20 protein-coding genes are annotated in these 21,731 nt (G+C 47.9%); 15 read left to right on the top strand and 5 right to left on the bottom strand.

The annotated features are described in order from the left end of the window. Window positions 1-23: 23 nt before the first annotated feature. The 7 genes from fabF (at window position 24) to BN3656_RS00540 (ending at window position 7,502) form a co-directional block, all read left to right on the top strand. Complete coding sequence (gene fabF, locus BN3656_RS00570) at window positions 24-1,262, top strand: beta-ketoacyl-ACP synthase II (protein WP_066543028.1); 1,239 nt, start codon at window positions 24-26, stop codon at window positions 1,260-1,262. 19 nt (window positions 1,263-1,281) lie between these two features. Next, a complete protein-coding gene (gene accB / locus BN3656_RS00565; protein WP_066543027.1) occupies window positions 1,282-1,812 on the top strand; it encodes an acetyl-CoA carboxylase biotin carboxyl carrier protein in 531 nt (176 codons plus the stop codon). A gap of 24 nt (window positions 1,813-1,836) precedes the next feature. Further along, window positions 1,837-2,262, top strand: coding sequence for a 3-hydroxyacyl-ACP dehydratase FabZ (gene fabZ, locus BN3656_RS00560; RefSeq protein ID WP_066543024.1), 426 nt, complete (start codon window positions 1,837-1,839; stop codon window positions 2,260-2,262). A 14-nt stretch (window positions 2,263-2,276) separates the two neighbouring features. Continuing rightward, the gene (locus BN3656_RS00555; RefSeq protein ID WP_066543022.1) at window positions 2,277-3,629 is read left to right on the top strand and encodes an acetyl-CoA carboxylase biotin carboxylase subunit; all 1,353 of its coding nucleotides are present in this window, start codon (window positions 2,277-2,279) and stop codon (window positions 3,627-3,629) included. A gap of 26 nt (window positions 3,630-3,655) precedes the next feature. Further along, window positions 3,656-5,416 (top strand): acetyl-CoA carboxylase carboxyltransferase subunit alpha, encoded by a 1,761-nt coding sequence (locus BN3656_RS00550; protein WP_066543020.1) that lies wholly within the window; start codon window positions 3,656-3,658, stop codon window positions 5,414-5,416. Beyond that, complete coding sequence (locus BN3656_RS00545; protein ID WP_066543015.1) at window positions 5,416-6,552, top strand: nitronate monooxygenase family protein; 1,137 nt, start codon at window positions 5,416-5,418, stop codon at window positions 6,550-6,552. Before BN3656_RS00550 ends, BN3656_RS00545 begins: the two co-directional genes overlap by 1 nt. A 125-nt stretch (window positions 6,553-6,677) precedes the next feature. Next, window positions 6,678-7,502, top strand: coding sequence for a MerR family transcriptional regulator (locus tag BN3656_RS00540; RefSeq protein WP_066543013.1), 825 nt, complete (start codon window positions 6,678-6,680; stop codon window positions 7,500-7,502). 359 nt (window positions 7,503-7,861) lie between these two features. Here BN3656_RS00540 and BN3656_RS00535 read toward each other — a convergent pair whose 3' ends face one another. Continuing rightward, the gene (locus BN3656_RS00535) at window positions 7,862-8,524 is read right to left on the bottom strand and encodes a YitT family protein (protein ID WP_066543011.1); all 663 of its coding nucleotides are present in this window, start codon (window positions 8,522-8,524) and stop codon (window positions 7,862-7,864) included. A gap of 142 nt (window positions 8,525-8,666) precedes the next feature. Here BN3656_RS00535 and BN3656_RS00530 point away from each other — a divergent pair, with 142 nt between their 5' ends. Continuing rightward, window positions 8,667-9,269: a nucleoside recognition protein gene (locus BN3656_RS00530; RefSeq protein WP_066543010.1), complete on the top strand. Its 603-nt coding sequence runs from the start codon at window positions 8,667-8,669 to the stop codon at window positions 9,267-9,269. Between the two features lie 36 nt (window positions 9,270-9,305). Here BN3656_RS00530 and BN3656_RS00525 read toward each other — a convergent pair whose 3' ends face one another. Genes BN3656_RS00525 through BN3656_RS00515 form a run of 3 tightly spaced genes read right to left on the bottom strand, consistent with a single transcriptional unit; the run spans window position 9,306 to window position 12,195 of the window. Then, entirely contained in the window at window positions 9,306-9,662 is a 357-nt protein-coding gene (locus BN3656_RS00525; RefSeq protein ID WP_066543009.1) for a cupin domain-containing protein, read from the bottom strand. A gap of 54 nt (window positions 9,663-9,716) precedes the next feature. Beyond that, window positions 9,717-11,279, bottom strand: a complete 1,563-nt coding sequence (gene lsrK, locus BN3656_RS00520; RefSeq protein WP_066543007.1) for an autoinducer-2 kinase — start codon at window positions 11,277-11,279, stop codon at window positions 9,717-9,719. 4 nt (window positions 11,280-11,283) lie between these two features. Then, on the bottom strand, window positions 11,284-12,195 hold the full coding sequence (locus BN3656_RS00515; RefSeq protein WP_066543005.1) for a sugar-binding domain-containing protein: 912 nt from the start codon (window positions 12,193-12,195) through the stop codon (window positions 11,284-11,286). Between the two features lie 327 nt (window positions 12,196-12,522). Between BN3656_RS00515 and BN3656_RS00510 the strand changes: the two genes are divergently transcribed. From BN3656_RS00510 to lsrF, 5 genes are all read left to right on the top strand, one after another. Continuing rightward, window positions 12,523-14,049 carry a sugar ABC transporter ATP-binding protein gene (locus BN3656_RS00510; protein ID WP_066543004.1) on the top strand — a complete coding sequence of 509 codons (1,527 nt, stop codon included), beginning with the start codon at window positions 12,523-12,525 and terminating at the stop codon, window positions 14,047-14,049. A gap of 1 nt (window position 14,050) precedes the next feature. After that, window positions 14,051-15,079, top strand: coding sequence for an ABC transporter permease (locus BN3656_RS00505; RefSeq protein WP_066543003.1), 1,029 nt, complete (start codon window positions 14,051-14,053; stop codon window positions 15,077-15,079). Beyond that, complete coding sequence (locus BN3656_RS00500) at window positions 15,076-16,092, top strand: ABC transporter permease (protein ID WP_066543002.1); 1,017 nt, start codon at window positions 15,076-15,078, stop codon at window positions 16,090-16,092. The genes BN3656_RS00505 and BN3656_RS00500 overlap by 4 nt, the downstream gene beginning before the upstream one ends. Before the next feature lie 102 nt (window positions 16,093-16,194). Next, window positions 16,195-17,382: a substrate-binding domain-containing protein gene (locus tag BN3656_RS00495; RefSeq protein ID WP_066543000.1), complete on the top strand. Its 1,188-nt coding sequence runs from the start codon at window positions 16,195-16,197 to the stop codon at window positions 17,380-17,382. 111 nt (window positions 17,383-17,493) lie between these two features. Continuing rightward, window positions 17,494-18,378, top strand: a complete 885-nt coding sequence (gene lsrF / locus BN3656_RS00490; protein WP_066542998.1) for a 3-hydroxy-5-phosphonooxypentane-2,4-dione thiolase — start codon at window positions 17,494-17,496, stop codon at window positions 18,376-18,378. An 85-nt stretch (window positions 18,379-18,463) separates the two neighbouring features. Here the strand turns inward: lsrF and BN3656_RS00485 are convergent, their stop codons facing one another. After that, window positions 18,464-19,777 carry a sensor domain-containing diguanylate cyclase gene (locus BN3656_RS00485; RefSeq protein ID WP_066542996.1) on the bottom strand — a complete coding sequence of 438 codons (1,314 nt, stop codon included), beginning with the start codon at window positions 19,775-19,777 and terminating at the stop codon, window positions 18,464-18,466. 270 nt (window positions 19,778-20,047) lie between these two features. Between BN3656_RS00485 and cysK the strand changes: the two genes are divergently transcribed. After that, complete coding sequence (gene cysK, locus BN3656_RS00480; RefSeq protein ID WP_066542995.1) at window positions 20,048-20,986, top strand: cysteine synthase A; 939 nt, start codon at window positions 20,048-20,050, stop codon at window positions 20,984-20,986. An 86-nt stretch (window positions 20,987-21,072) separates the two neighbouring features. Next, the gene (locus BN3656_RS00475) at window positions 21,073-21,600 is read left to right on the top strand and encodes a nucleoside recognition domain-containing protein (protein ID WP_066542994.1); all 528 of its coding nucleotides are present in this window, start codon (window positions 21,073-21,075) and stop codon (window positions 21,598-21,600) included. The last annotated feature ends 131 nt before the right edge of the window (window positions 21,601-21,731 follow it).

The following is a 21,731-nucleotide window of genomic DNA, read 5'->3' as shown; positions in this document are numbered from 1 at the left end:
CGGAAAGAGAAGGAGCGGATCATATGAAGACAAGAGTAGTAGTAACAGGTATGGGAGCCATCACGCCCATCGGAAATGATGTGGAGAGCTTCTGGCAGGCCTTAAAGGATAAGACACTGGGCATTGGCCCCATTACCTATTTTGACACGGCAGATTTTAAATGCAAGCTGGCGGCTGAGGTAAAGGATTTTGACGCTAAGGCGTACATGGATCCAAAGACTGCCCGCCGTATGGAGCCATTTTCCCAGTTTGCGGTAGCTGCGGCAAAGCAGGCCTTAGACCAGTCCGGCATTGACATGGAAAAGGAGGATCCCTTCCGTGTGGGCGTCAGCGTAGGTTCCGGTATCGGTTCCCTCCAGGCCATGGAGCGCAGCGAGAAGAAGCTTCTGGAAAAAGGCCCCAGCCGTGTAGAACCTCTGTTAGTTCCTCTGATGATCTGCAATATGGCTGCCGGAAATGTAGCCATCCAGTTTGGGCTTAAGGGCAAATGCATCAATGTGGTAACTGCCTGTGCAACGGGTACCCACTCCATCGGAGAAGCCTTCCGCGCCATCCAGTACGGCGAGGCAGACGTGATGGTAGCAGGAGGAACCGAGGCCAGCATTACTCCCATCGGCATTGCAGGCTTTACCTCCCTGACTGCATTAAATACAACAGACGATCCAAAACGCGCTTCCATTCCTTTTGATAAGGACAGAAACGGCTTTGTAATGGGCGAAGGCGCCGGCGTTGTTGTATTAGAGTCTTTAGAGCATGCAAAAGCCAGAGGCGCAAATATCCTGGCAGAGGTAGTGGGCTACGGCGCAACCTGTGACGCATACCACATCACCTCCCCTGCTGAGGACGGAAGCGGCGCTGCAAAGGCCATGGAATTTGCCATGAAGGACGCAGAGATCATGCCGGAGCAGGTAGATTATATCAATGCTCACGGCACCAGCACTCATCATAATGACCTCTTTGAGACAAAGGCCATCCGTCTGGCACTGGGCGATCAGGCAGAGAAGGTGAAGATTAATTCTACCAAGTCTATGATCGGTCATCTTCTGGGAGCAGCAGGCGGCGTAGAGTTTATTACCTGTGTAAAATCCATTCAGGACGGTTATGTTCATGCTACTCTTGGTCTTGAGGAGCCGGGCGAGGGCTGCGATCTGGATTACACTCAGGGTGACGGCGTAGAAATGAATGTAAATTATGCTATCAGCAACTCACTGGGCTTTGGCGGACACAATGCCAGCCTGATCGTAAAGAAATTTACAGAGTAAGGAACAGGAGGACATGAACATGAATATCGACGAGATCCTTACACTGGTTCAGGCGGTGTCTGATTCCAGTTTAACCAGCTTTAAGCTGGAACAGGGAGATACGGTTATTTCCCTGAGAAAAGAAAAGGAAGAGGCAAAGATTGTGACCGTAGGCGCTCCCGCAGCCCCGGCTGTATTTGCAGCCTCCGCCCCGGCCCACGTTCTTCCGGCTCCCGAGACAGTGGCCGCTTCCGGCGTACAGGTTCCGGCAGGTGTGCTCGCAGGACAGACATCAGCTCCGGCAGAGGCGAAGGATGCAGGAACGGACATTGGTTCTGATAAAGTAATCACTTCTCCGTTAGTAGGTACTTTCTATAGCTCCTCTTCCCCGGATGCAGAGCCTTATGTTAAAGCAGGCGATACCGTGAAAAAGGGACAGATCCTCGGCATCATCGAAGCAATGAAGCTGATGAATGAAATTGAGAGCGAATATGACGGCGTAGTAGAGGCAGTTCTTGTAAACAACGAGGATGTGGTAGAGTACGGCCAGCCTCTGTTCCGCATTAAATAAAGCATACATCAGGAGGATTACGATATGTTAATGGGTATTAAAGAGATTCAGGAAATCATTCCCCACCGCCATCCATTCCTGCTGGTGGACTGCATTGAGGAGCTGGAGCCCGGCGTCAGAGCCGTAGGCTACAAGGCCATCACCTATGATGAGTCCTTCTTCAGAGGCCATTTCCCACAGGAGCCCGTTATGCCGGGAGTTTTGATGGTAGAGGCGCTGGCTCAGACTGGCGCAGTGGCTATCCTGTCTCAGGAAGGCTTTAAGGGAAAGACCGCTTATTTCGGCGGAATTGACAAGCTGAAATTCAAGCACAAGGTAGTTCCGGGAGACCGTCTGCGCTTAGAGTGCGAGATCATCCGCCAGAAGGGCCCGGTAGGCATCGGAAAGGCCACAGCTACGGTAGACGGAAAGGTAGCTGTTACCGGAGAGCTGACCTTTATGATCGGCTGATAGGGAGAAATAGAATGTTTAACAAGATTTTGATTGCAAACAGAGGTGAGATCGCAGTCCGCATCATCCGCGCCTGCCGTGAGATGGGGATTCAGACGGTAGCTGTGTACTCTGAGGCAGACAGAGACTGCCTTCACACTCTTTTAGCAGACGAAGCCATCTGTATTGGCCCGGCTCCATCTACTCAAAGCTATCTGAACATGGAGCGGATCCTGTCGGCGACTGTAGCCATGAAGGCAGATGCCATTCATCCGGGCTTTGGCTTCCTGTCTGAAAATGCCCGTTTTGCAGAGCTGTGCAGCAAGTGTAATATTACTTTTATCGGCCCCTCCGCAGAGATCATCAACCGGATGGGAAATAAATCCGAGGCAAGAAAGACCATGATCGAGGCCGGAGTTCCGGTGGTTCCCGGAAGCAAGGAGGCTGTATACACAGCAGAAGACGGACTTGCCATGGCAAAGGAAATAGGTTTTCCTGTGATGATCAAGGCATCCTCCGGCGGCGGCGGAAAGGGAATGCGCATTTCCAGAAGCGAAGAGGATTTTACAGAGTTCTTCAATGCTGCCCAGCTGGAGTCTGTAAAGGGCTTTTCCGATGATACTATGTACATTGAAAAATATATTGAAAAGCCCCGCCATGTGGAATTCCAGATTATGGCAGATAAGTTTGGAAATGTGATTCATCTGGGAGAGAGAGACTGCTCCATTCAGAGACGCCACCAGAAGGTTTTAGAGGAAGCACCCTGCAGCGTCATTTCTCCGGAGCTTCGCAGACAGATGGGTGAGACAGCTGTACGGGCTGCAAAGTCTGTTGGCTATGAAAATGCGGGAACCATAGAATTCCTTTTGGATAAGGACAAGAATTTCTATTTTATGGAAATGAACACCCGTATCCAGGTGGAGCATCCTGTAACAGAGATGGTATCCGGCCTTGATCTGATCAAGGAGCAGATCCGCGTTGCAGCGGGAGAACCCTTAAGCGTGACTCAGGATCAGGTAGAGATCCGCGGCCATGCCATTGAGTGCCGTATCAATGCAGAGAACCCCCAGAAGCATTTCATGCCCTGTCCGGGACGGATCCAGACCGTACATCTTCCGGGAGGAAACGGCGTCCGGGTGGATACCCATATTTACAGCGACTACAAGGTTCCGGCAAACTATGATTCCATGCTTATGAAGCTGATCGTATACGATAAAGACCGTGAAGCTGCCATTGCCAAGATGCAGAGCGCCCTTGGCGAGGTGATCATCGAGGGAATTGAGACGAATATCAACTTCCAGTATGAAATTCTGGAAAATGAAGCGTTCCGAAGCGGTGATACAGATACGGGATTTATCGAGAAATATTTTCCGGAGTATGTAAAATAATCAGAGATTAGAAAGGAAGTAGCCTTATGCTGCGTAATATGTTCAAAAAAACGTATACCAAGATCGATACGATCTACAGGCCGAAAGCCGGAGACAGCGAAGAGCCCTCCATTCCTCAGGGATTGTGGCGCAAGTGCAATAAGTGCGGGCAGCCGATCTATGTGGAGGATGTAGTGAACAATTATTACGTCTGTCCGAAATGTGACGGCTATTTCCGCATTCATGCATACCGCCGGATTGAAATGCTCGCCGATGAAGGCACCTTTGAGGAATGGAACCAGGAAATGCCCTTCTCCAATCCCCTGGATTTTCCAAATTATGAGAAAAAGGTGGCTGCTGCCAGAGAAAAGAGTCATTTAAACGAAGCAATCGTCACAGGTAAGGCCATGATTGAGGGAAATCCTGCCGTCATCGGCGTCTGTGACGCCCGGTTTATTATGAGCAGTATGGGCCATGTGGTAGGAGAAAAGATTACCCAGGCAGTAGAACAGGCTACGAAGGAAAAGCTTCCGGTGATCCTCTTTGCCTGTTCCGGAGGAGCCAGAATGCAGGAGGGGATCGTTTCTCTGATGCAGATGGCAAAGACTTCCGCTGCCTTAAAGCGCCACCATGAGGCCGGACAGCTCTTTATCAGCGTACTTACAGATCCAACCACAGGCGGAGTGACTGCAAGCTTTGCCATGCTGGGCGATATTATTATCGCAGAGCCTCATGCCCTGATCGGCTTTGCAGGCCCCAGGGTCATCGAGCAGACCATCGGACAGAAGCTGCCCGAGGGCTTTCAGAGAGCAGAGTTCCTTTTGGAGCACGGTTTTGTAGATATGATACTGGAGAGAAAAGATCAGAAGCGTGTGATCGGCCAGATCCTTTATATGCACAGAAAGCACGGGATGACCGCTGTGAAGCCGGGTATGCTGAGGCAGGAAAGTGAGCCTGAGGCGCAGAAAACTCATGCAGCCGGTTCTGAATCCTTTGGTCATCGTTCAAAAGCAGGAGAACACCATGAAAAAACAGTCTGGGATACGGTTCTTCTCTCCAGAAAAGCCGACCGTCCTACGGCTCTTGACTATATCAACGCTGTATTTGACGAGTTTATCGAATTTCACGGAGACCGTTATTTCAAGGATGACGGGGCGATCGTAGGCGGTATTGCCATGTTCCACGGTATGCCGGTTACGGTAATCGGTCAGCAGAAGGGAAAAAATACCAAAGACAATATTAAACGCAACTTTGGTATGCCTTCCCCGGATGGCTACCGCAAGGCCCTGCGTCTGATGAAGCAGGCAGAAACCTTTGGACGTCCCATTGTGTGCTTTGTGGATACACCCGGAGCCTTCTGTGGCCTAGAGGCAGAGGAGAGAGGACAGGGAGAAGCCATTGCAAGGAATCTCTTTGAAATGTCAGATCTGAAGGTTCCCATTCTTTCCATCGTGATCGGAGAAGGCGGAAGCGGCGGCGCTTTGGCTATGGCTGTGGCAGATGAGGTATGGATGCTGGAAAATGCGATCTACTCCATCCTGTCTCCTGAAGGCTTTGCTTCCATTCTCTATAAGGACAGTAAAAAGGCCCCTGAAGCAGCGGAGGTCATGAAGGTAACAGCGGCAGATTTAAAGAAGCTGGGGCTGATTGAACAGATTATTCCGGAAAAAGATCCCGCAAGTACAGATACCCTGTACCGTATTGCCGGATTTATGGATCAGGCCATGGCAGGATTCTTTGAAACCTATCAGGCTATGACAGAAGAGGAACTGGCAGAACACAGATATCAGAGATTTAGGAGAATGTGATGAGTAATTTCAAACCATTGGTAATTGGTGATCTTAAAATAGAAAAACCGGTGATCCAGGGTGGAATGGGGGTTGGAATCAGCCTCCACCGTCTGGCCGGAGCTGTGGCAAAGGCCGGCGGAATGGGGCTTATCTCCACTGCTCAGATCGGTTTCAGAGAGCCAGATTTTAAAACGAACTTTGTTGAGGCCAATCTGCGTGCGATCCGTAATGAGTTTAAAAAGGCCAGAGAAATTGCTCCTGAGGGAGCAATCGGCTTTAACATCATGGTAGCCACAAAACACTACGATATGTGGGTGAAGGAGGCCGTGAAGGCAGGCGCTGATGCTATTATATCAGGAGCCGGGCTTCCGGTATCTCTGCCGGAGTATGCAGAAGCAGCCTATGAGGAAATGAAAGCCATGGGTAAAAAGTTCCTTCGTCGCACCAAGCTGGCTCCGATCGTATCGACGGCAAAGGCAGCTATGGTAATCTGCAAGATGTGGGACAGAAAGTATCACAGAGTACCGGATTTTGTGGTGGTAGAGGGACCTCTGGCAGGAGGCCATCTGGGCTTTTCCAAGGAGCAGCTGACGCAGTACGGAGCGGACAGTGCAGATGTGGAGAAGACCTATGACCAGGCCGCTTATGATGAGGAAGTAAAGGCAATTATGAAGGTGGTAAAGGGATATGAGGAGAAATACGATACCCATATCCCGGTGGTTACTGCCGGAGGCATTTACACCCATGAGGATGTAAAGCACCAGTTTGAGCTGGGAGCAGAGGGAGTCCAGGTCGCTACCCGCTTTGTGACGACCAGGGAGTGTGATGCGCCGGATGTCTATAAACAGGCGTATATTCAGGCTTCAAAGGAGGATATCGTCATCACTCAGAGCCCGGTAGGTATGCCCGGAAGAGCGATTTTAAATCCCTTCTTAAAGAAGATCAAAGAAGGAGAACGTCCTGCCATCAGAGCCTGCTTCCAGTGTCTGGAGCACTGTGATATTAAGACGATCCCATACTGCATTACCAATGCCCTTGTGAATGCGGCAGAAGGAGCTGAGGATACAGCGCTTCTGTTCTGCGGAAGCAACGCCTTCCGTTCCGAGCGGATCGAAACCGTAGAAGGCGTTATGAATGCACTGCTGATCGGATAGAATGGTATGAAAAGGAGTCGGAAAAGGATCCGGCTCTTTTTATTTGCCCCCCTCCGTTGACCTGCTTCCGATTTGCAGGTAAGATAGAAACGTCAAAAAATGTTAAAACAGCAAGGAAAAGAAAAATGGCAGATAAAAAGAAGGAATATCTCATCGGAGATGTGTCCCGCATCGTTGGATTAAGCCGGGATGCGCTGCGTTTTTATGAAAAAAAGGGCGTGATCCGGGCGAACAAAAAGGAAAATGGATATCGGTATTTTTCAGATGAAGATATCTATCGGCTGATGTGCATTGTTTACCGGAGAAAGATGAATGACAGTCTGGAGGAAATCCGGGAATCGGTTAAGGACAATAGAAGCGTTGCCGGTATGAGGAGGCATTTGGAGAAGAGGATCAAGGAAGAAGAGGAAGAAATCCTCAGGCGCAGGCAGAGTATCGCCAGGATGAGCCTGTCTTTAAAGGATATGGACTGTATCGAGGACTGCATGGGGAAATACAGCCTGAAGAAGTTTCCGCAGGCATATATTCTGGATACCTGCGAGGATATATATGATGGGCTGCGCCAGTGGTTTTCCATGTCCTCCGAGGTCAGCGGCCTGGATATGGCATATTTTTACAATATGTTCTCTGTGGAACATGAGTCTCTGGAAAACAGAGGGACGCAGCTTCTGGTGTACAGGGGACTGGAGCATTTTATCAGTAAAAGCTTTGATCTGTCCAGATATCCGCTTACGGATACGGTACCCTGTATCTATACTATAGAGTCGTCAAAAGAGCTGCTTCCGGATTATGCGGCTGCTGAAAAAATGACAGAGTGGGCAGAAAAACGGGGGATTACGCCTTCCGGGATGCTGTACTCCAACAACATGAGTTCTTTTTTGGGAGAAGAGACGGATACATATTATCTGGAGCTTTATATGCCCGTGATACAGTCCGATCAGACACCATAAAAGGGGGAAGACCCGCCGGGAGAAGCGTTTCTCCCTGGCGGGTCTGCATCATTACTGACAGTGTAAGGATAAAGGATGGAGCTGCTCCAGGGTCAATAGGGTTTATAAAAACGTAAAGAAATGTAAATATTCTTACAGAAACAGGGAAAATTCGTCAAAAATGTGGATAAATATTTAACAATAGAAGCTATTTCCACATAAAAATACATATTTCCCCATGTTTTCCCTTGACTTTCCCCAAGGTATAAACAAGGTTATCCACAAAGTTATCCACATTATCCACCGATAAACACAACATATATGGTGTAAAATCGACAGAACACAACATTTAGGTTGTGGATAACCTGTAATACACAAAATTATACCTCGGCAGCCGTATTTTCCTTAGTTTGTCCAAAACGGGTGATAAAATCAATGAGATACGATGAAATTGTAACCGTGATCAAAGAGTAGATGATCCGTTTTAAGGGGATATAGGACAGGGACAAAATAAGAACCGTAAGATCGGTAAAAAGATAGGCTCTGGAAATCCGCCATCCGGTTATCTTGGAAATTACAAGGGCCAGCGCGTCATCTCCCGCACAGGAAGCGCCCTGGCGGACTACAAGGCCGCAGCCGATTCCGATAAAACAGCCTCCCAGGACTGAAGCGGCAAAAGGGATATCTGCCAGGCTGGGGAGGAGCGGAGGAAAAAGCTCCCATAAACGGAAAAATCCGGCCATACACAATGTGGCAAATATGGAAGTCTTTAAAAATTCTTTTCCAAGATACTTAAATCCCATGAGATAGCTGAGAAAATCAAGTACCGGGGACAGCAGAGAGGAGGACATGCCAAGCCAGAAATTCAGTAAAAGGATCAGTCCCAGGATACCGCCTTCGGTAATATCGGCCTGCTGGTGGACATTATAAAGTCCAAAGGTGGTAATGGCTGTGCCAATGATAATAGAAACCGTAGTTTTGGGAACGAAGGTTTCCTTCAGCTCCCGTTTGACTATGTGTGACAGCCTGTTCAGCTGCAACATATTAAAACATCCTTTCTTGATATGATGCTGTTATTATAGCAGGACAGTGGGGTGAGGTGTCAAGGGGAGGGGGATCTTAAAAGGAATATTTATGGATGTTCGGGCATAGAATATCAGGCAGGATAGAAAAAGGAGAACGCGTATGCTGAATGTCCTCTGGTCAGGAATGATCCTGTCGGGAATTTTGTGGGCGGCGGTCCATGGAAGGCTGGATCAGGTTACTCAGGGAGCGCTGGCCTCGGCAAAAGAGGCGGTATCCTTATGCATTACAATGCTGGGAGTTATGTCGCTGTGGACAGGAATACTGGAGATCGGCCGCGGAGCGGGGCTGATCGAACGTCTTTCCAGAATGATGAGGCCGGTGCTGCATTTTCTTTTTCCGCATCTTTCTCCGGACAGTGAGGCTGCCAGACAGATTTCTATTAACTTTATTGCCAATATCTTAGGACTTGGCTGGGCGGCTACCCCTGCGGGATTAAAGGCCATGGAGGAATTAAAAAAAGAAGGGAGGGTATCAGATAATGGCAGATCCGCCGATGATTCTATTACAGCAACTACGGATATGTGCACCTTTCTGATACTAAATATTTCCTCCCTTCAGTTGATCCCTGTGAATATAATAGCCTACCGGAGCCAGTACGGAAGCCCGTCTCCGGCGGTAATCACCGGTCCATGTCTGGCGGCTACGGCCGCCAGTACAATTGCAGCTGTCATATTTTGTAAGATAATGGGAAGAAAAAAATGACGCCGGTGATGACACGCGGCGTCATTTGAATATGGTTTATTTTTCGTAAGTGTAATTTTCTACCTCCACCTTATCGACTTCCTGATAAGGAGCCAGAGTGGAGATCATTTTAACGGGAACGTCATAATTGTTGATGCAGTAGTGAACCTCAGATGGTTCGATATGGATCAGATCGCCGGCGGAGAGCGTGTTTACTTTTCCGTCTACAACAATGTCGATCTTGCCTTCCAGGATGAAGAAGTTTTCTTCCATTACATTATGGTAATGAGCGGTGAAATCCTGACCGGGCATGAACTGTACAATGGCGAAATTCATACGCGGGCCCTTCATCAGGTATTTGGGACCGCTGTCACCAAAGCGGTATTCTCTCTCATTTTCATTTATAATATACATAGGATCCTCCTTTTGTGCAGCTGCACAGTTTAATTTATCGTGATGAAACAAATATTAAATACCGGGTGCGGTCCACATGGGGGTGGTAAGTCCCTCGTTTACCAGAGCCAGCTGGGCGGCATAGAGCTTTTTCCACTGCAGATACATTTCACAGTATACCTTGTGATTTTCTATATTCGGCAGATAGGTGTGGTCGATCTTTACCAGCTTTTTAGCGGCGGCAGAGATATCCGGGTAAATTCCTGCGCCATAGCCTGCGATCAGGGCTGCTCCCAGAGCGGTGGCCTCCTTGACGGCAGGAACCTTTACCGGGATGCCCAGTACATCCGCCAGGATCTGGCTCCAGAGCGGGCTCTTGGAAGCGCCGGAGGCAAAGATAACCTCAGATGGCATATGTCCGGTAGATTCCTGTACTAGCTCCATGTGTCCCTTTGTAACCAGAGCCGTGTTTTCAAGAATTGCCCGGTAAAAGGTATAGCGGTTAAAATGAGCCGGATCCAGCTGGAAATTTGTAAATGTAGGGGCAGCGTGCTTCCAGTTGATGAAGTTCATTACATCAGAGAAGGTGCACATCATGCCATAGCAGCCGGCAGGGATTTTTTCCGCTTCCCGGTTCATCAGGTCATAGACGTCACAGCCGGAGTTTTCGGCAATCTGTTTTTCCAGCTGGCAGAAGCCGTCCCGGAACCAGCGCATCACCAGACCGGGTTTAAATGCCAGAGCTTCATACTGCCATATGTTCTTTACTGCATGGCAGTTGACGCGGACGCGGCACTGGGGGTCTGTATCAGCACGGTCTGTATTGTATTCGTACTGCCAGAAGCTTCCGCCGAAGATTGCGGCGTCATTGGCGTCTACAGCGCCTACGCCGATGCAGCCCAGCTGGGCATCGCCGCCGCCTACTACAACCAGAGTGCCTTCTGTGAGGCCTGTCTGCAAGGCGGCATCGGCAGTGACGGTTCCGGCAATGGTGCCGGATTCCTGTACCGGAGGGAAGATGCTGCTCTTTAATCCGCAGCGTTCCAGAATCGACGGATCCCAGGTTCTGGTTTTTAAATCCATCAGACCGGTTGTGGAACCATTTGAAGGCTCTACCGCCAGGATACCGGTCAGCTTGTAGATCAGCCAGTCGTTAAACATACCGATACGGTCGATTTTTTCATAAATTTCCGGCAGCTTATTCTTTACCCAGAGAAGCCGAGGAAGGGCGTCCAGCGCGTAGGACTGGCCGGATTCCAGATAGAGTTCTTTTTCCAGGCCCGGATAGGTATGGATCAGTTCGGCTACTTCGTCATTGGCTCTGGCATCTACATTGGCACAGGCCCAGATTTCATTGCCGTCTTTGTCATAGAGAACGATCCCCTCGCGCATACAGGTAGTGGAAACAGCGCCGATTTCGGCTGGATCGATTCCGGTTTCTGAGATCACATCCTGGATGCAACTTCTGGCCAGATCCCAGTTATGTACCCAGTCAAAGTCCATGCTGCCGGGATATCTGGGATCCTCAGCGTGCTCCCATTCCTGCTGGGAACATCCCAGCTGGTTTCCTTCCAGGTCAAAGAGGACAGCGCGGACGCTGCCGGTTCCGGCGTCGATCGCCATTAAATACTTTGCCATAGTTTTATTCTCCTATCAATTTTCTTGCAGTTTCTTCATCTGTGATCAGGGAATCAATGTAACCGCCCTTTAAAGCTGCCTTGATCACAGTAACTTTCTGTTCGCCTCCGGCAATGCCGATGACATTATTCAGCTCTTTTAGAGTGGACAGCGGGGTGCTGATCAGACGGTCTTCAATATTGGTAACAACAGGAGCGCCGTCTTTGTCGATAAAGTGGGTCAGTACGTCTCCTACAGCGCCCTTCATCGTCAGATAGGTAAAGTCATTTTTGCTTAAAATGCCGTTGGAGATGATGGTTGCATCATTATTCATGGCTCCGATTCCTACAATGGAAAAGGAGGAAAGTCCTACCATCCGCCGGATCTCCATCATACTCGGCTCCTGTAAGATCGCCTGGCAGACTTCTTTGGAAGAAAGCAGCAGGGGAGCGGGATATAAATGGAGTCTTGCCTTAAATACATTGGAAGTACTGTTGGGAAGATAGTAGTTGACGCCTCCGGTAAAGGATACGACAGAAACCGGCGTGTCAATGATGGTGGCCAGGTGGTTTAACACCCGTGACGGTGTATCGCCGTATCCCATATTGATAAAGGTGTTTTCCGAGATACGGTCTGCCAGATAGTTGGCGGCAGCCAGAGCCAGGTATTCATTCAGCTGATTTCGGTCATCCGGTGTTGGAATGATGAGAACATCTTTCAGATCCCACTTTTCCCGCAGGGCCTGTTCAACCGGAAGGTGTTTCCCCAAATCAGGAGAGATCCGAAACTGGATTACTCCGGTTTCTCTGGCAACGTCCAGCAGGCGTATTACCTTCATGCGGGAAATCTCCAGCTTGGATGCGATCGCCTGTTGGGTCATGTTTTCAATATAATAATACCAGGCGGCCTTTAAGATCAGTTCATCATCATACTTCATTGTATTTACCCCTTAGTTGAATATTTTATAATTACAGTTAATTATGAACAAATGATATTATACATAACATATGTTCAATATGCAAATAAATATACCATAAAGGGAAAAAGGTGTCAATACAGCTTATATAAATGAGCAAGATAATGAAAACAGCCGTATGATGTATAAAATATATAACAAAAAAATAAAAAAATCAATAGTATTATGCATTTTAAATATTAAAAAATAGAAACAACTTGACAAACATGGGCGATATGATTATACTGAGTATGTGGTAAAAATGTTTGCGAGTCAAACAAAAATACAAAAATCGGAGAGGGGATTGACATGAGCCAGACCGTCCAGAAACAGACAGGACAAGAATTGCTTTCTGTACGCGGGATCACAAAGAGATTTGGTCTGAACGTAGTGCTGAAGGGAATTGATTTAAGTGTTGGAAGAGGAGAGGTTTTGACGCTGATCGGCGGAAACGGAGCCGGAAAATCGACTCTCATGAAGATTATTATGGGAATCTATCAGCCGGATCAGGGCGAGCTTTACATAGACGGAGAACGCATTTCCAGTTTTAAGCCCGTTGTTTCCCTTCAAAAGGGAATTTACATGGTTCCTCAGGAGCCCATGCTGTTTCCTAATATGACAGTAGAGGAAAACATCCTTATCGGTTTTACCGGTGTAAAGTCGGAGCTGCACAGCCGTCTGGTAAAGATTGTGGAAGATATCGGATGGAATCTGGATCTTACCAGAAAAGCATTGAGTTTGTCTATTGCAGAACAGCAGATTGTAGAACTGCTCAGAGGCATGATGAGAAACGCAAAGGTGCTGATTCTGGACGAGCCTACTTCCGCATTGACTTTTGACGAGGTAGAGGCATTATTTAAGGTAGTAACAGATCTTAAAAGCCGCGGAATTGGTATCATTTATATCACACACCGTATGGCTGAGGTATTTACGATCGGAACACATGTAGCGATCATGCGCGACGGCGTGATTACACTGAAAGGCCCGATCGGTGACTTTACAAGAGAGATGCTGGTGAAGGGACTTTTACCGCCCAACATGGAAGATGTAGAGAAGCGGGAAAAGGAAGAAGTTACGATTGATTATACAAATTTAAAACCGGTTTTAAAACTGGAACATTTTTCCGGTTATGGATTTGAAGATATCAATTTTGAAGTTTATCCAGGAGAGATTCTGGGTGTGGCTGGATTGGTCGGAGCGGGCCGGACGGAACTGGCGACTACGATTTTTGGCCGGGAAAAACCACTTTCAGGAAAAGTTCTTTTAGATGGAAAAGATGTAACGGGGCTTTCAACCAGAGATGTGATTGCAGCAGGCATTAACTACGTTCCTGAGGATCGCCGGCAGAATGGTGTGTTCGGAATGAGCAGTGTGGCGGCCAACACCACATCATCACTTCTGTTTAATGTGGCCATGGGAAAAGTATTTCTTAATAAGAAGAAAGAGCAGGAAATCACTCAGAAATATATTGATGATTTCAGGACAAAGGTAACCGGACAGGAGCAGTCCTGCGGCAGCCTTTCGGGTGGAAATCAGCAGAAGGTAGTGATTGGGCGATGCCTTTCCTCTCTTCCTAAGCTGGTAATCTTAGATGAACCGACCCGTGGTATTGACGCAGCAGCCAGAGGTGATGTATATTCGATTATCCTGGAACTGAAGAAAAAAGGCGTGGCGATCATGCTGATTTCTTCGGATATGGAAGAGATTATTGAACTGTCTGACCGGGCGGTTGTCATGTTCCAGGGGCATGTGACAAGAACGCTGTCAAAGTCGGAAATCGATCAGAACACACTGATGAATGCATCGTTTGATGTAAAAGAAGAAGGAGAGGGCTGACATGAATAGAGTAAAGAAAATGATGAAGGCCCGCGAAGCAGGAAGCTTGCTTTTTCTTGCGCTGCTAATCCTGCTGGTAGGCCTTGTGAACAGCGATTTCTGGCAGCCTGCCAGTCTGCTGAATTGTTTGAACGATTCCGTAGTATTCACTCTTCTGGCGGTAGGAATTGCTTTTGTGATTCTGACGGGAGAGATTGACGTATCTATTGGTGCGACTCTGGGTATGAGTGCTGCTGTAGGAGCTACGATCCTCCGCGACGGCGGAAGCGTGGTGACAGCTGTACTGGCAGCCGTTTCTGTTGGAGCAGTGATCGGACTGGTAAATGGTTTCGGAGTATCCATATTAAATGTTCCGTCTCTGATTTTTACACTGGGTGTCAATGGTGTGGTACGAGGACTGATCTATGTATATACAGGCGGTGCGTGGGTAGAGAACCTGCCGGCATCCTTCACTAAAGCTTCCAATATTAAGATCGCAGGAGAGCTTACCCTGTTTTATGCAGTGACAATTGTGCTGGTATTGATTGCCAATTACATTGTGACAAAGACAAGAAAAGGAAGATATTTCACTGCTGTGGGTGACAATATCTCCGGTGCTACGCTGGTAGGTATCCCTACGGTTCAGACTAAGATCCTGGCATATGTGATCTGCGGCATTATGGCAGCTGTAGCGGGTATGGTATATGCTTCCCGTATCGGTTTTATCACACCAACCGCAGGAAACAACTATGAAATGAAGGCGATTGCAGCCTGTGTATTGGGCGGTGTTGCATTGACGGGAGGCCAGGGAAGCCTTTTCGGAGCAGCAATCGGTGCGATCATCATGTCCTCGATCAGCCGTATCCTTGTATTTTTGGGCTTTTCATCTGATTATGACAATACCATTACCGGTATTATGCTGATCGTGATCGTGGTGGTAACGACAGTGGCTCAGAACCATGGGATTGTTAAGAACCGTCATGAGATTTTAAAGGCCAGAACCAATAAGGCAAAAAGTAACGCAGGGCAGAAAGGAGATCAGAAAGTATGAAAACCACTTTTCCTGAAAAGGCAAAAAAGTTTTTTACGAGCTGGGAATTTGTTCTGCTGCTGATTTTGTTTGCTGAAATTGTGATATTTGCGACAAAGAATCCCAAGTTTTTAATGCCAAGAGTACTGTTTGGCAGTTTAAATGACATTATTTCTATCTGTATCATTTCCCTGTTCGTGACCTTTGTTATGATCACAGGCGGAATTGATATCCAGGCAGGTTCCATTGTAGGTTTATCCTCTATTGTTCTGGGTGTGGCATGGCAGGATGGGGGCATGAACATCTGGGCGGCTGTAGCTTTGGCTGTTGTTGTTGCAGGTGTATGCGGCGCTCTTTCCGGCTATTTTGTAGCATACTGCGGCGTGCAGCCGATGGTGGTGACGCTGGGAGGCAGCTTCCTGTTTACAGGTGTGGCGCTTCTGGTATCCAACCTGTCTGCGACTGAGAGCTACAAGGGAATCAGCGGATTTCCGGACAGCTTTCTTCAGCTTTCCAAATTTAAACTGTTTGGAGTGATCCCCTGCCAGGTGATCATCTTCCTGGTACTGGCGGTGATCGCCTATGTGCTTCTTAATAAAACCAAGTACGGACGTATGGTTTTCCTGATCGGCGTGAACAAAGATGCCGCAGAGTTTTCCGGCATCAATACCCGTCTGATCACTATGACTACATACATTTTGTCCGGCATCAGCGCAGCAATCGCGGGAATTATCCTGACTTCCTATATTGGGACGGCTAAATCAGATATCGGTGTGACATTTACTCTTCCGATCATTACAGCCGTAGTTCTGGGAGGTACGCTTTCTACCGGCGGCAAAGGCTCTGTAGTAGGAACTGCTTTGGCAGCTGTGGTGATCGGCGTATTAAAGTTTGGACTTCCCCTTTGCTTTAAGGTTCCGCAGCAGTATCTAGATATTCCGGTTGGCCTGCTTCTTCTGGTAGTTGTAATCGGCCGGTCTCTTTTGACCAATCCAAAGGTAGTAGCTGCCCTTCACCAGAAGGACAAAAAATAGTATCTTAATGGAATGCTCCATTAAAATAAAGACGGCGGTTCTAAAACGTTACAAACAAAGATCATATGCAGCAGATGCATAACAAAAAGGAGGATTTTATTTATGAAGAAGAAACTGATAGCAATGGCACTTGCAGCTTCCATGGTAGCTTCCTTAAGCGCATGCGGCTCCAAGCCGGCAGAAGCACCGGCAGAGACTGAGGCGAAGACAGAAACTGAGGCAAAGGCAGAGACCGAAGCCAAGGAAGAAACGGAAGCAAAAGCAGAAGAGTCTGCTGAATCATCCGGTGATGTAAAATCCGTTGAAGGACTGACCGTTGCATTCGTTCCGAAACTGACTGGAAACGCATTCTTTGAATCCGCTAACAACGGTGCGCAGAAGTATGCTGAGAAGTGGGGCTTTACCGTAGATTATCAGGGTTCCTCTAATGCATCCGTTGCAGATCAGGTTCAGGTAATCAATAATGCCATTGCATCCGGTGTAGACGGAATCTGTATTTCTTCTGTAGATGCTACCGGTTTGGATTCTGCTCTTACAGATGCGACTTCCAGCGGTGTAACCGTAGGAACCTGGGATTCAGATGTTTCCGACACAGCCCGCAGCCTGATGGTATCTCAGGGTACTCCCGAAATTCTGGGCCAGATGCTGGTAGATATGGGCGCAGATTCTCTGACAAAGAGAGGCAAAGATCCTGAGAAGGATACAATTAAATACTGCTGGCACTATTCTCAGGCAACTGTAGCTGACCAGAACTCCTGGCAGGTAGCCGGAGAGGCTTATATTAAAGAAAACTTCCCGAACTGGGAGAATGTTGCTCCAGATAACTACTATTCTGAGCAGGATGCAGAGAAGGCCGTTTCCATCGGAGCATCCATTCTTGAGGCACACAGCGATATTGACCTGATTATCTGCAATGATTCTACTGCTCTTCCGGGACAGTGCAAGGCAGCACAGAACAAGGGCCTGACCAAGAATGATGTAACAATTACCGGTTTTGCATCCCCGATGTCTATCAAGGATTACTGCGAAGCAGATGTAATCGAGCAGTGGGGTCTCTGGGACTGCGGCGTACAGGGCGCTATGGGCTGCTACCTGACCGCTTATCTGGCAGCTGGAAACACTGTAAAAGTCGGCGATAAGATCAACATTCCAGAGATTGGTGAAGTTGAGGTAATGCCAAATGACTGTCTGGTAGAAGGCGTAGAGACTGCACCTGAGAACAATGGTGTTGTGCTGATGCCGGAAAGACTGATTTTCAACAAGGACAACGTAGCTGATTACGATTTCTAAAAAATACGAACCGCCAGTCAGGCCGGATGTCACAGTCCGGTCTGGCATTGCAGATTCAATGGAATCTGGATTGAACCCCAAAAAGACGAACAAAGACAGGAGAGTAATATTATGGCAGATCTTGAAGGTGTAAAAGTTGCAAAAAATTATCATCTGGACGCTCCATTTGCCAACCAGGAAGGATTTTATGTAAAAGGTGCAAATGCGCTGGACTGGGGCATGAAAAAACATATGTCCAATATTTTTGATGCGAAAAGCGGCAATACGGTAATGTTCGCATTTGACCATGGCTATTTTATGGGTTCCACAGCAGGACTGGAGAGACTGGATCTTATCATTCCAAAGCTCATCCCTAATATTGATGTGCTGATGGGTACCAGAGGGGCGCTCAGAAGCTGCGTAGATCCGGCGCTGATTGGCGGAAAGGGTATTGCGCTCAGAGCTACTTCCGGTTCCTCCATGCTCAATGATGATCTTTCCCATGAGGTACTGGCAGTAGACGCTGCAGAAGCCTGCAGAATGAATGCAGACTGTCTGGCGATTCAGACTTTCGTAGGCGCAGACGGACAGCTGTCCAGTCTGGACAACCTTTCCAAAGCGGTAAATCTGGGCCAGCAGTATTCAATCCCTGTGATGGGCGTTGTTGCAGTAGGAAAGCAGATGGAGCGTACCGATCGTTTCTTTAAGCTGGCTACCCGTATAGTTGCTGAGCTGGGAGCAAACATCGTAAAATCTTACTACTGCGATAACTTTGAGGAAGTTGTAGCTGCCTGCCCTGTTCCGATCGTGGTTGCAGGAGGAAAGAAGCTTCCTGAGGATGAAGCTATGACACTGGCTTACAGATCCATTCAGGGAGGAGCAAGAGGTCTTGATATGGGAAGAAATATCTTCCAGTCCAATCATCCGGTAGAGATGAGTGCAGCAATCCGTAAGATCGTTCACGAAGGATTTACCGATAAAGAGGCCTATGAGTTCTACCAGGATGCGATCCACTAAGCGCGCAGCCTGACGTGTTTACTGTTATATTATAAAAAAGCCGCTGCGGAGATTATTTTTCCGGCAGCGGCTCATTTTTTATGCCTTACTCCCTGCGCTTTCTGCGGTCGTGACCCTTGGACTGGTAGTAGGCTCTTTTATTTTCATACATCCGGCTGTCCGCATCTGAAATGTATTTTTCTACATTTTCATCACAGCATGGAAGCCACACGGAGCCGACAGCCATAAAGGACACGCCCTCTATCATATCATTTTTCAGGCAGTTTACTGCGTGTTCAAATTCCATCTGAGACCAGTTCTCACACAGGATCAGAAATTCATCGCCTCCAACGCGAAAGACGGTATTTTTAGGAAAATGCTCCATCAGACAGCGGCAGCATCGAATGAGCGCCTGATCACCGGCCTGATGTCCCTGGGTGTCATTGATCTGTTTTAGGCCCATTACATCGGCGTACAGAATACCCAGGCTTGTCTTGATTGGGAGGACGCTTAAAAACTCGTTCATGGCATGACGGTTTTTGGCGCCGGTGAGCTGATCATAAAAGCTTAGGTTTTCAAGCCGCTCCACCAGATCCCGCCGCTTTAGAATAGAAGAAATAAAATGGCCGAAGAGCTGCAGTGTAAAGGAAATATGGCTCATCAGCTCCAGCGGTGGATTGTCAATTCCATAAAAACCAATCAGCCGGCGTCCATCCATTATGGGACTGACAACCAGAGAGTGTATGTTTTGCGGCTTTAGCAGAGAATAAACATCTGGATCCGCTGTACGGATTGCTTCAATATCTGTAATCAGGACATTTTCATTTCGATTAAAGGCCTGTACCCAACTGTTTAAGTCCTGTTCAGGAATATTTATGAGGATATTTTTCTGAGGCAGCACCTGGTCAGAACACCATTCAAAGGTATTGTCAAAGGAATTCTGGCTGTTCCGCTCAAAGATGTAGGCCCGTTCTCCGCTGAAGCTCTGTCCCATATATTGAAGCAGGATATCAATAGAACGGATCGGTGTTTCTGCGGCTAACGCAAAGCGAAGCCCCTCGTTGATCAGCGCTTCTGTATCGGTTTGATCCTCAATTGTCAGCTTTTCCCGCTGGTGGACGTTCATATCGATCGTAATTTCAATCCGTAATCTTCTGCCGTCCCGGATTACCATGGTATCTTTCAGGATATAAGCTCTTTTTACAATGGGATTATACCGGGACCATTCAAAAAATTCTCCGGGGCAGAGCTTGCTGTTGGTACACATGGCACAGGGAGAAGAACAGCTCTGGAGCAGTTCGTAGCATTTGCGGTTCTGATACTGTTCAGGTGATGTAAGTGCGTATTGTGCCATTGCCCGCCGGTTCATATATACCATATCGTAGGTATCCATATCGGCTACATAAACAAGTTCATCCATATTTTCAAAAAAAATCCCATATATCTGCCATCATACAACTCCCCTCCATTATGATTTTTTGTACATGGAAGAATTTTTCTATATTATATCGGATTTTTCGGTAAAATGGCATCTTTTTTTGATTTTTGTTAAAAACATTGGAGAATAAATATTCCGCTTCAAACGGATCGGTTCACGTATGCCTTGACAAAAGGAATGGTGGGTTCTATAATCCAACCAAATCAGACTGGCACCAAACGATGGAACGCCGAAAAGGAAAGGATGAGGTTTATGGCAGGTATATTAAACGGAATCACGGAGTTGGTGGGAAATACGCCTTTGATGGAGGCCGTAAATCTGGAAAAGAAGGAAGGATTAAAAGCAAGGCTCCTTCTGAAGCTGGAGTATTTAAATCCAGCAGGAAGTGTAAAGGATCGTGTTGCAAAGGCCATGATAGAGGATGCAGAGGCAAAGGGATTATTAAAAGAAGGTTCTGTTATCATTGAACCTACCTCAGGAAATACAGGGATTGGTCTGGCAGCGATTGCGGCTTCAAAGGGATATCAGGTGATCCTAACCATGCCCGATACCATGAGTGAGGAACGCAGAAATATATTAAAGGCATACGGGGCAAAGCTTGTTCTTACGCCAGGCGCCAAGGGAATGAGCGGAGCCATTGAAAAGGCAGAGGAGCTGGCAAAGGAAATTCCTCAAAGTATGATTGCAGGCCAGTTTGTAAACCCTGTAAATCCCAAAGCCCACAGAGAGTCTACGGGGCCTGAGATCTGGAGAGACACAGAGGGACAGGTGGATATTTTTGTGGCCTCTGTAGGAACTGGGGGTACGATTACAGGAACCGGAGGATATTTAAAGGAAAAGAATCCGCACATTCAGGTAATAGCAGTGGAACCGGCTGCTTCACCAGTGCTGTCAGGTGGTGCTGCCGGAGCGCATAAGATTCAGGGGATCGGAGCGGGATTTGTGCCGGAGGTGCTGGATACAGAGGTATATGATGAGATCATTGCCGTGGATAATGAAATTCCCTTTGAAACAGCCCGTATGCTGGCTAAAACAGAGGGGATCCAGACGGGTATTTCTTCCGGCGCAGCGCTGTATGCAGCCTTACAGGCTGCCAAGCGGCCTGAAAATGAAGGAAAAACCATTGTTGTACTGCTGCCGGACAGCGGAGACCGGTATTATTCTACGACGCTTTTTCAGGCAGGTGAATAATACCAGGCATTGGGAGACAGCCGTCATATAACATAATCACCGCCTTACAGGAATAAGCTGTATAAAAGTCCTGTGGGGCGGTTTTTATGTCTTTTCTGCTTTTTCTCTCAGATGCTATGGTGCCTCTTATGATCTTCTATATCGTAGGCTTTGGTATTTTATCCGGACGTCCTGTACTGGATGATTTTATCCGGGGAGTAAAGGATGGGGTGAAAACAGTAGGGGGGATCTTCCCTACACTGATCGGCCTGATGGTATCGGTAGGTATATTGCGTTCCTCCGGCCTTTTGGATGCGTTTGGAGAACTGTTAAAGGCGCCGGCTTCCTTTCTGGGACTGCCTCATGCCGTTATCCCCACAGCGCTGGTACGTCTGGTGTCAAATTCTGCGGCAACAGGCCTGGTTTTGGATCTTTTTAAGGAATACGGCACGGAGTCCAGAGTGGGATTGATGGCTTCTATTCTCATGGGAAGTACGGAAACGGTTCTTTACTGCATGAGTATCTATTTCGGGTCTGTGGGAATTCGGAAGACCCGGTACACGCTTGCCGGGGGGCTTCTGGCGTCCGCTGTCGGTCTGGCAGCCAGCGCCGTTTTGTCAGCCATGATGGTTTAGAGGTTATTTGCAGGGAAATATTCATTGCAAAATAACCGTTTGCACACTATAATTGACCGTGTATACCCCGGATTTCCGCTTGGGACAGGCGGGTTTGATTCCGGAAAACGCTTCTGTTTGTCAGAGGCATA

Source organism: Clostridium sp. AT4 (assembly GCF_001517625.2).
Taxonomy (GTDB): Bacteria; Bacillota; Clostridia; order Lachnospirales; family Lachnospiraceae; genus Enterocloster.
The sequence above is the reverse complement of the archived record's forward strand: the minus strand, read 5'-3'. Positions and strand labels throughout refer to the sequence as shown.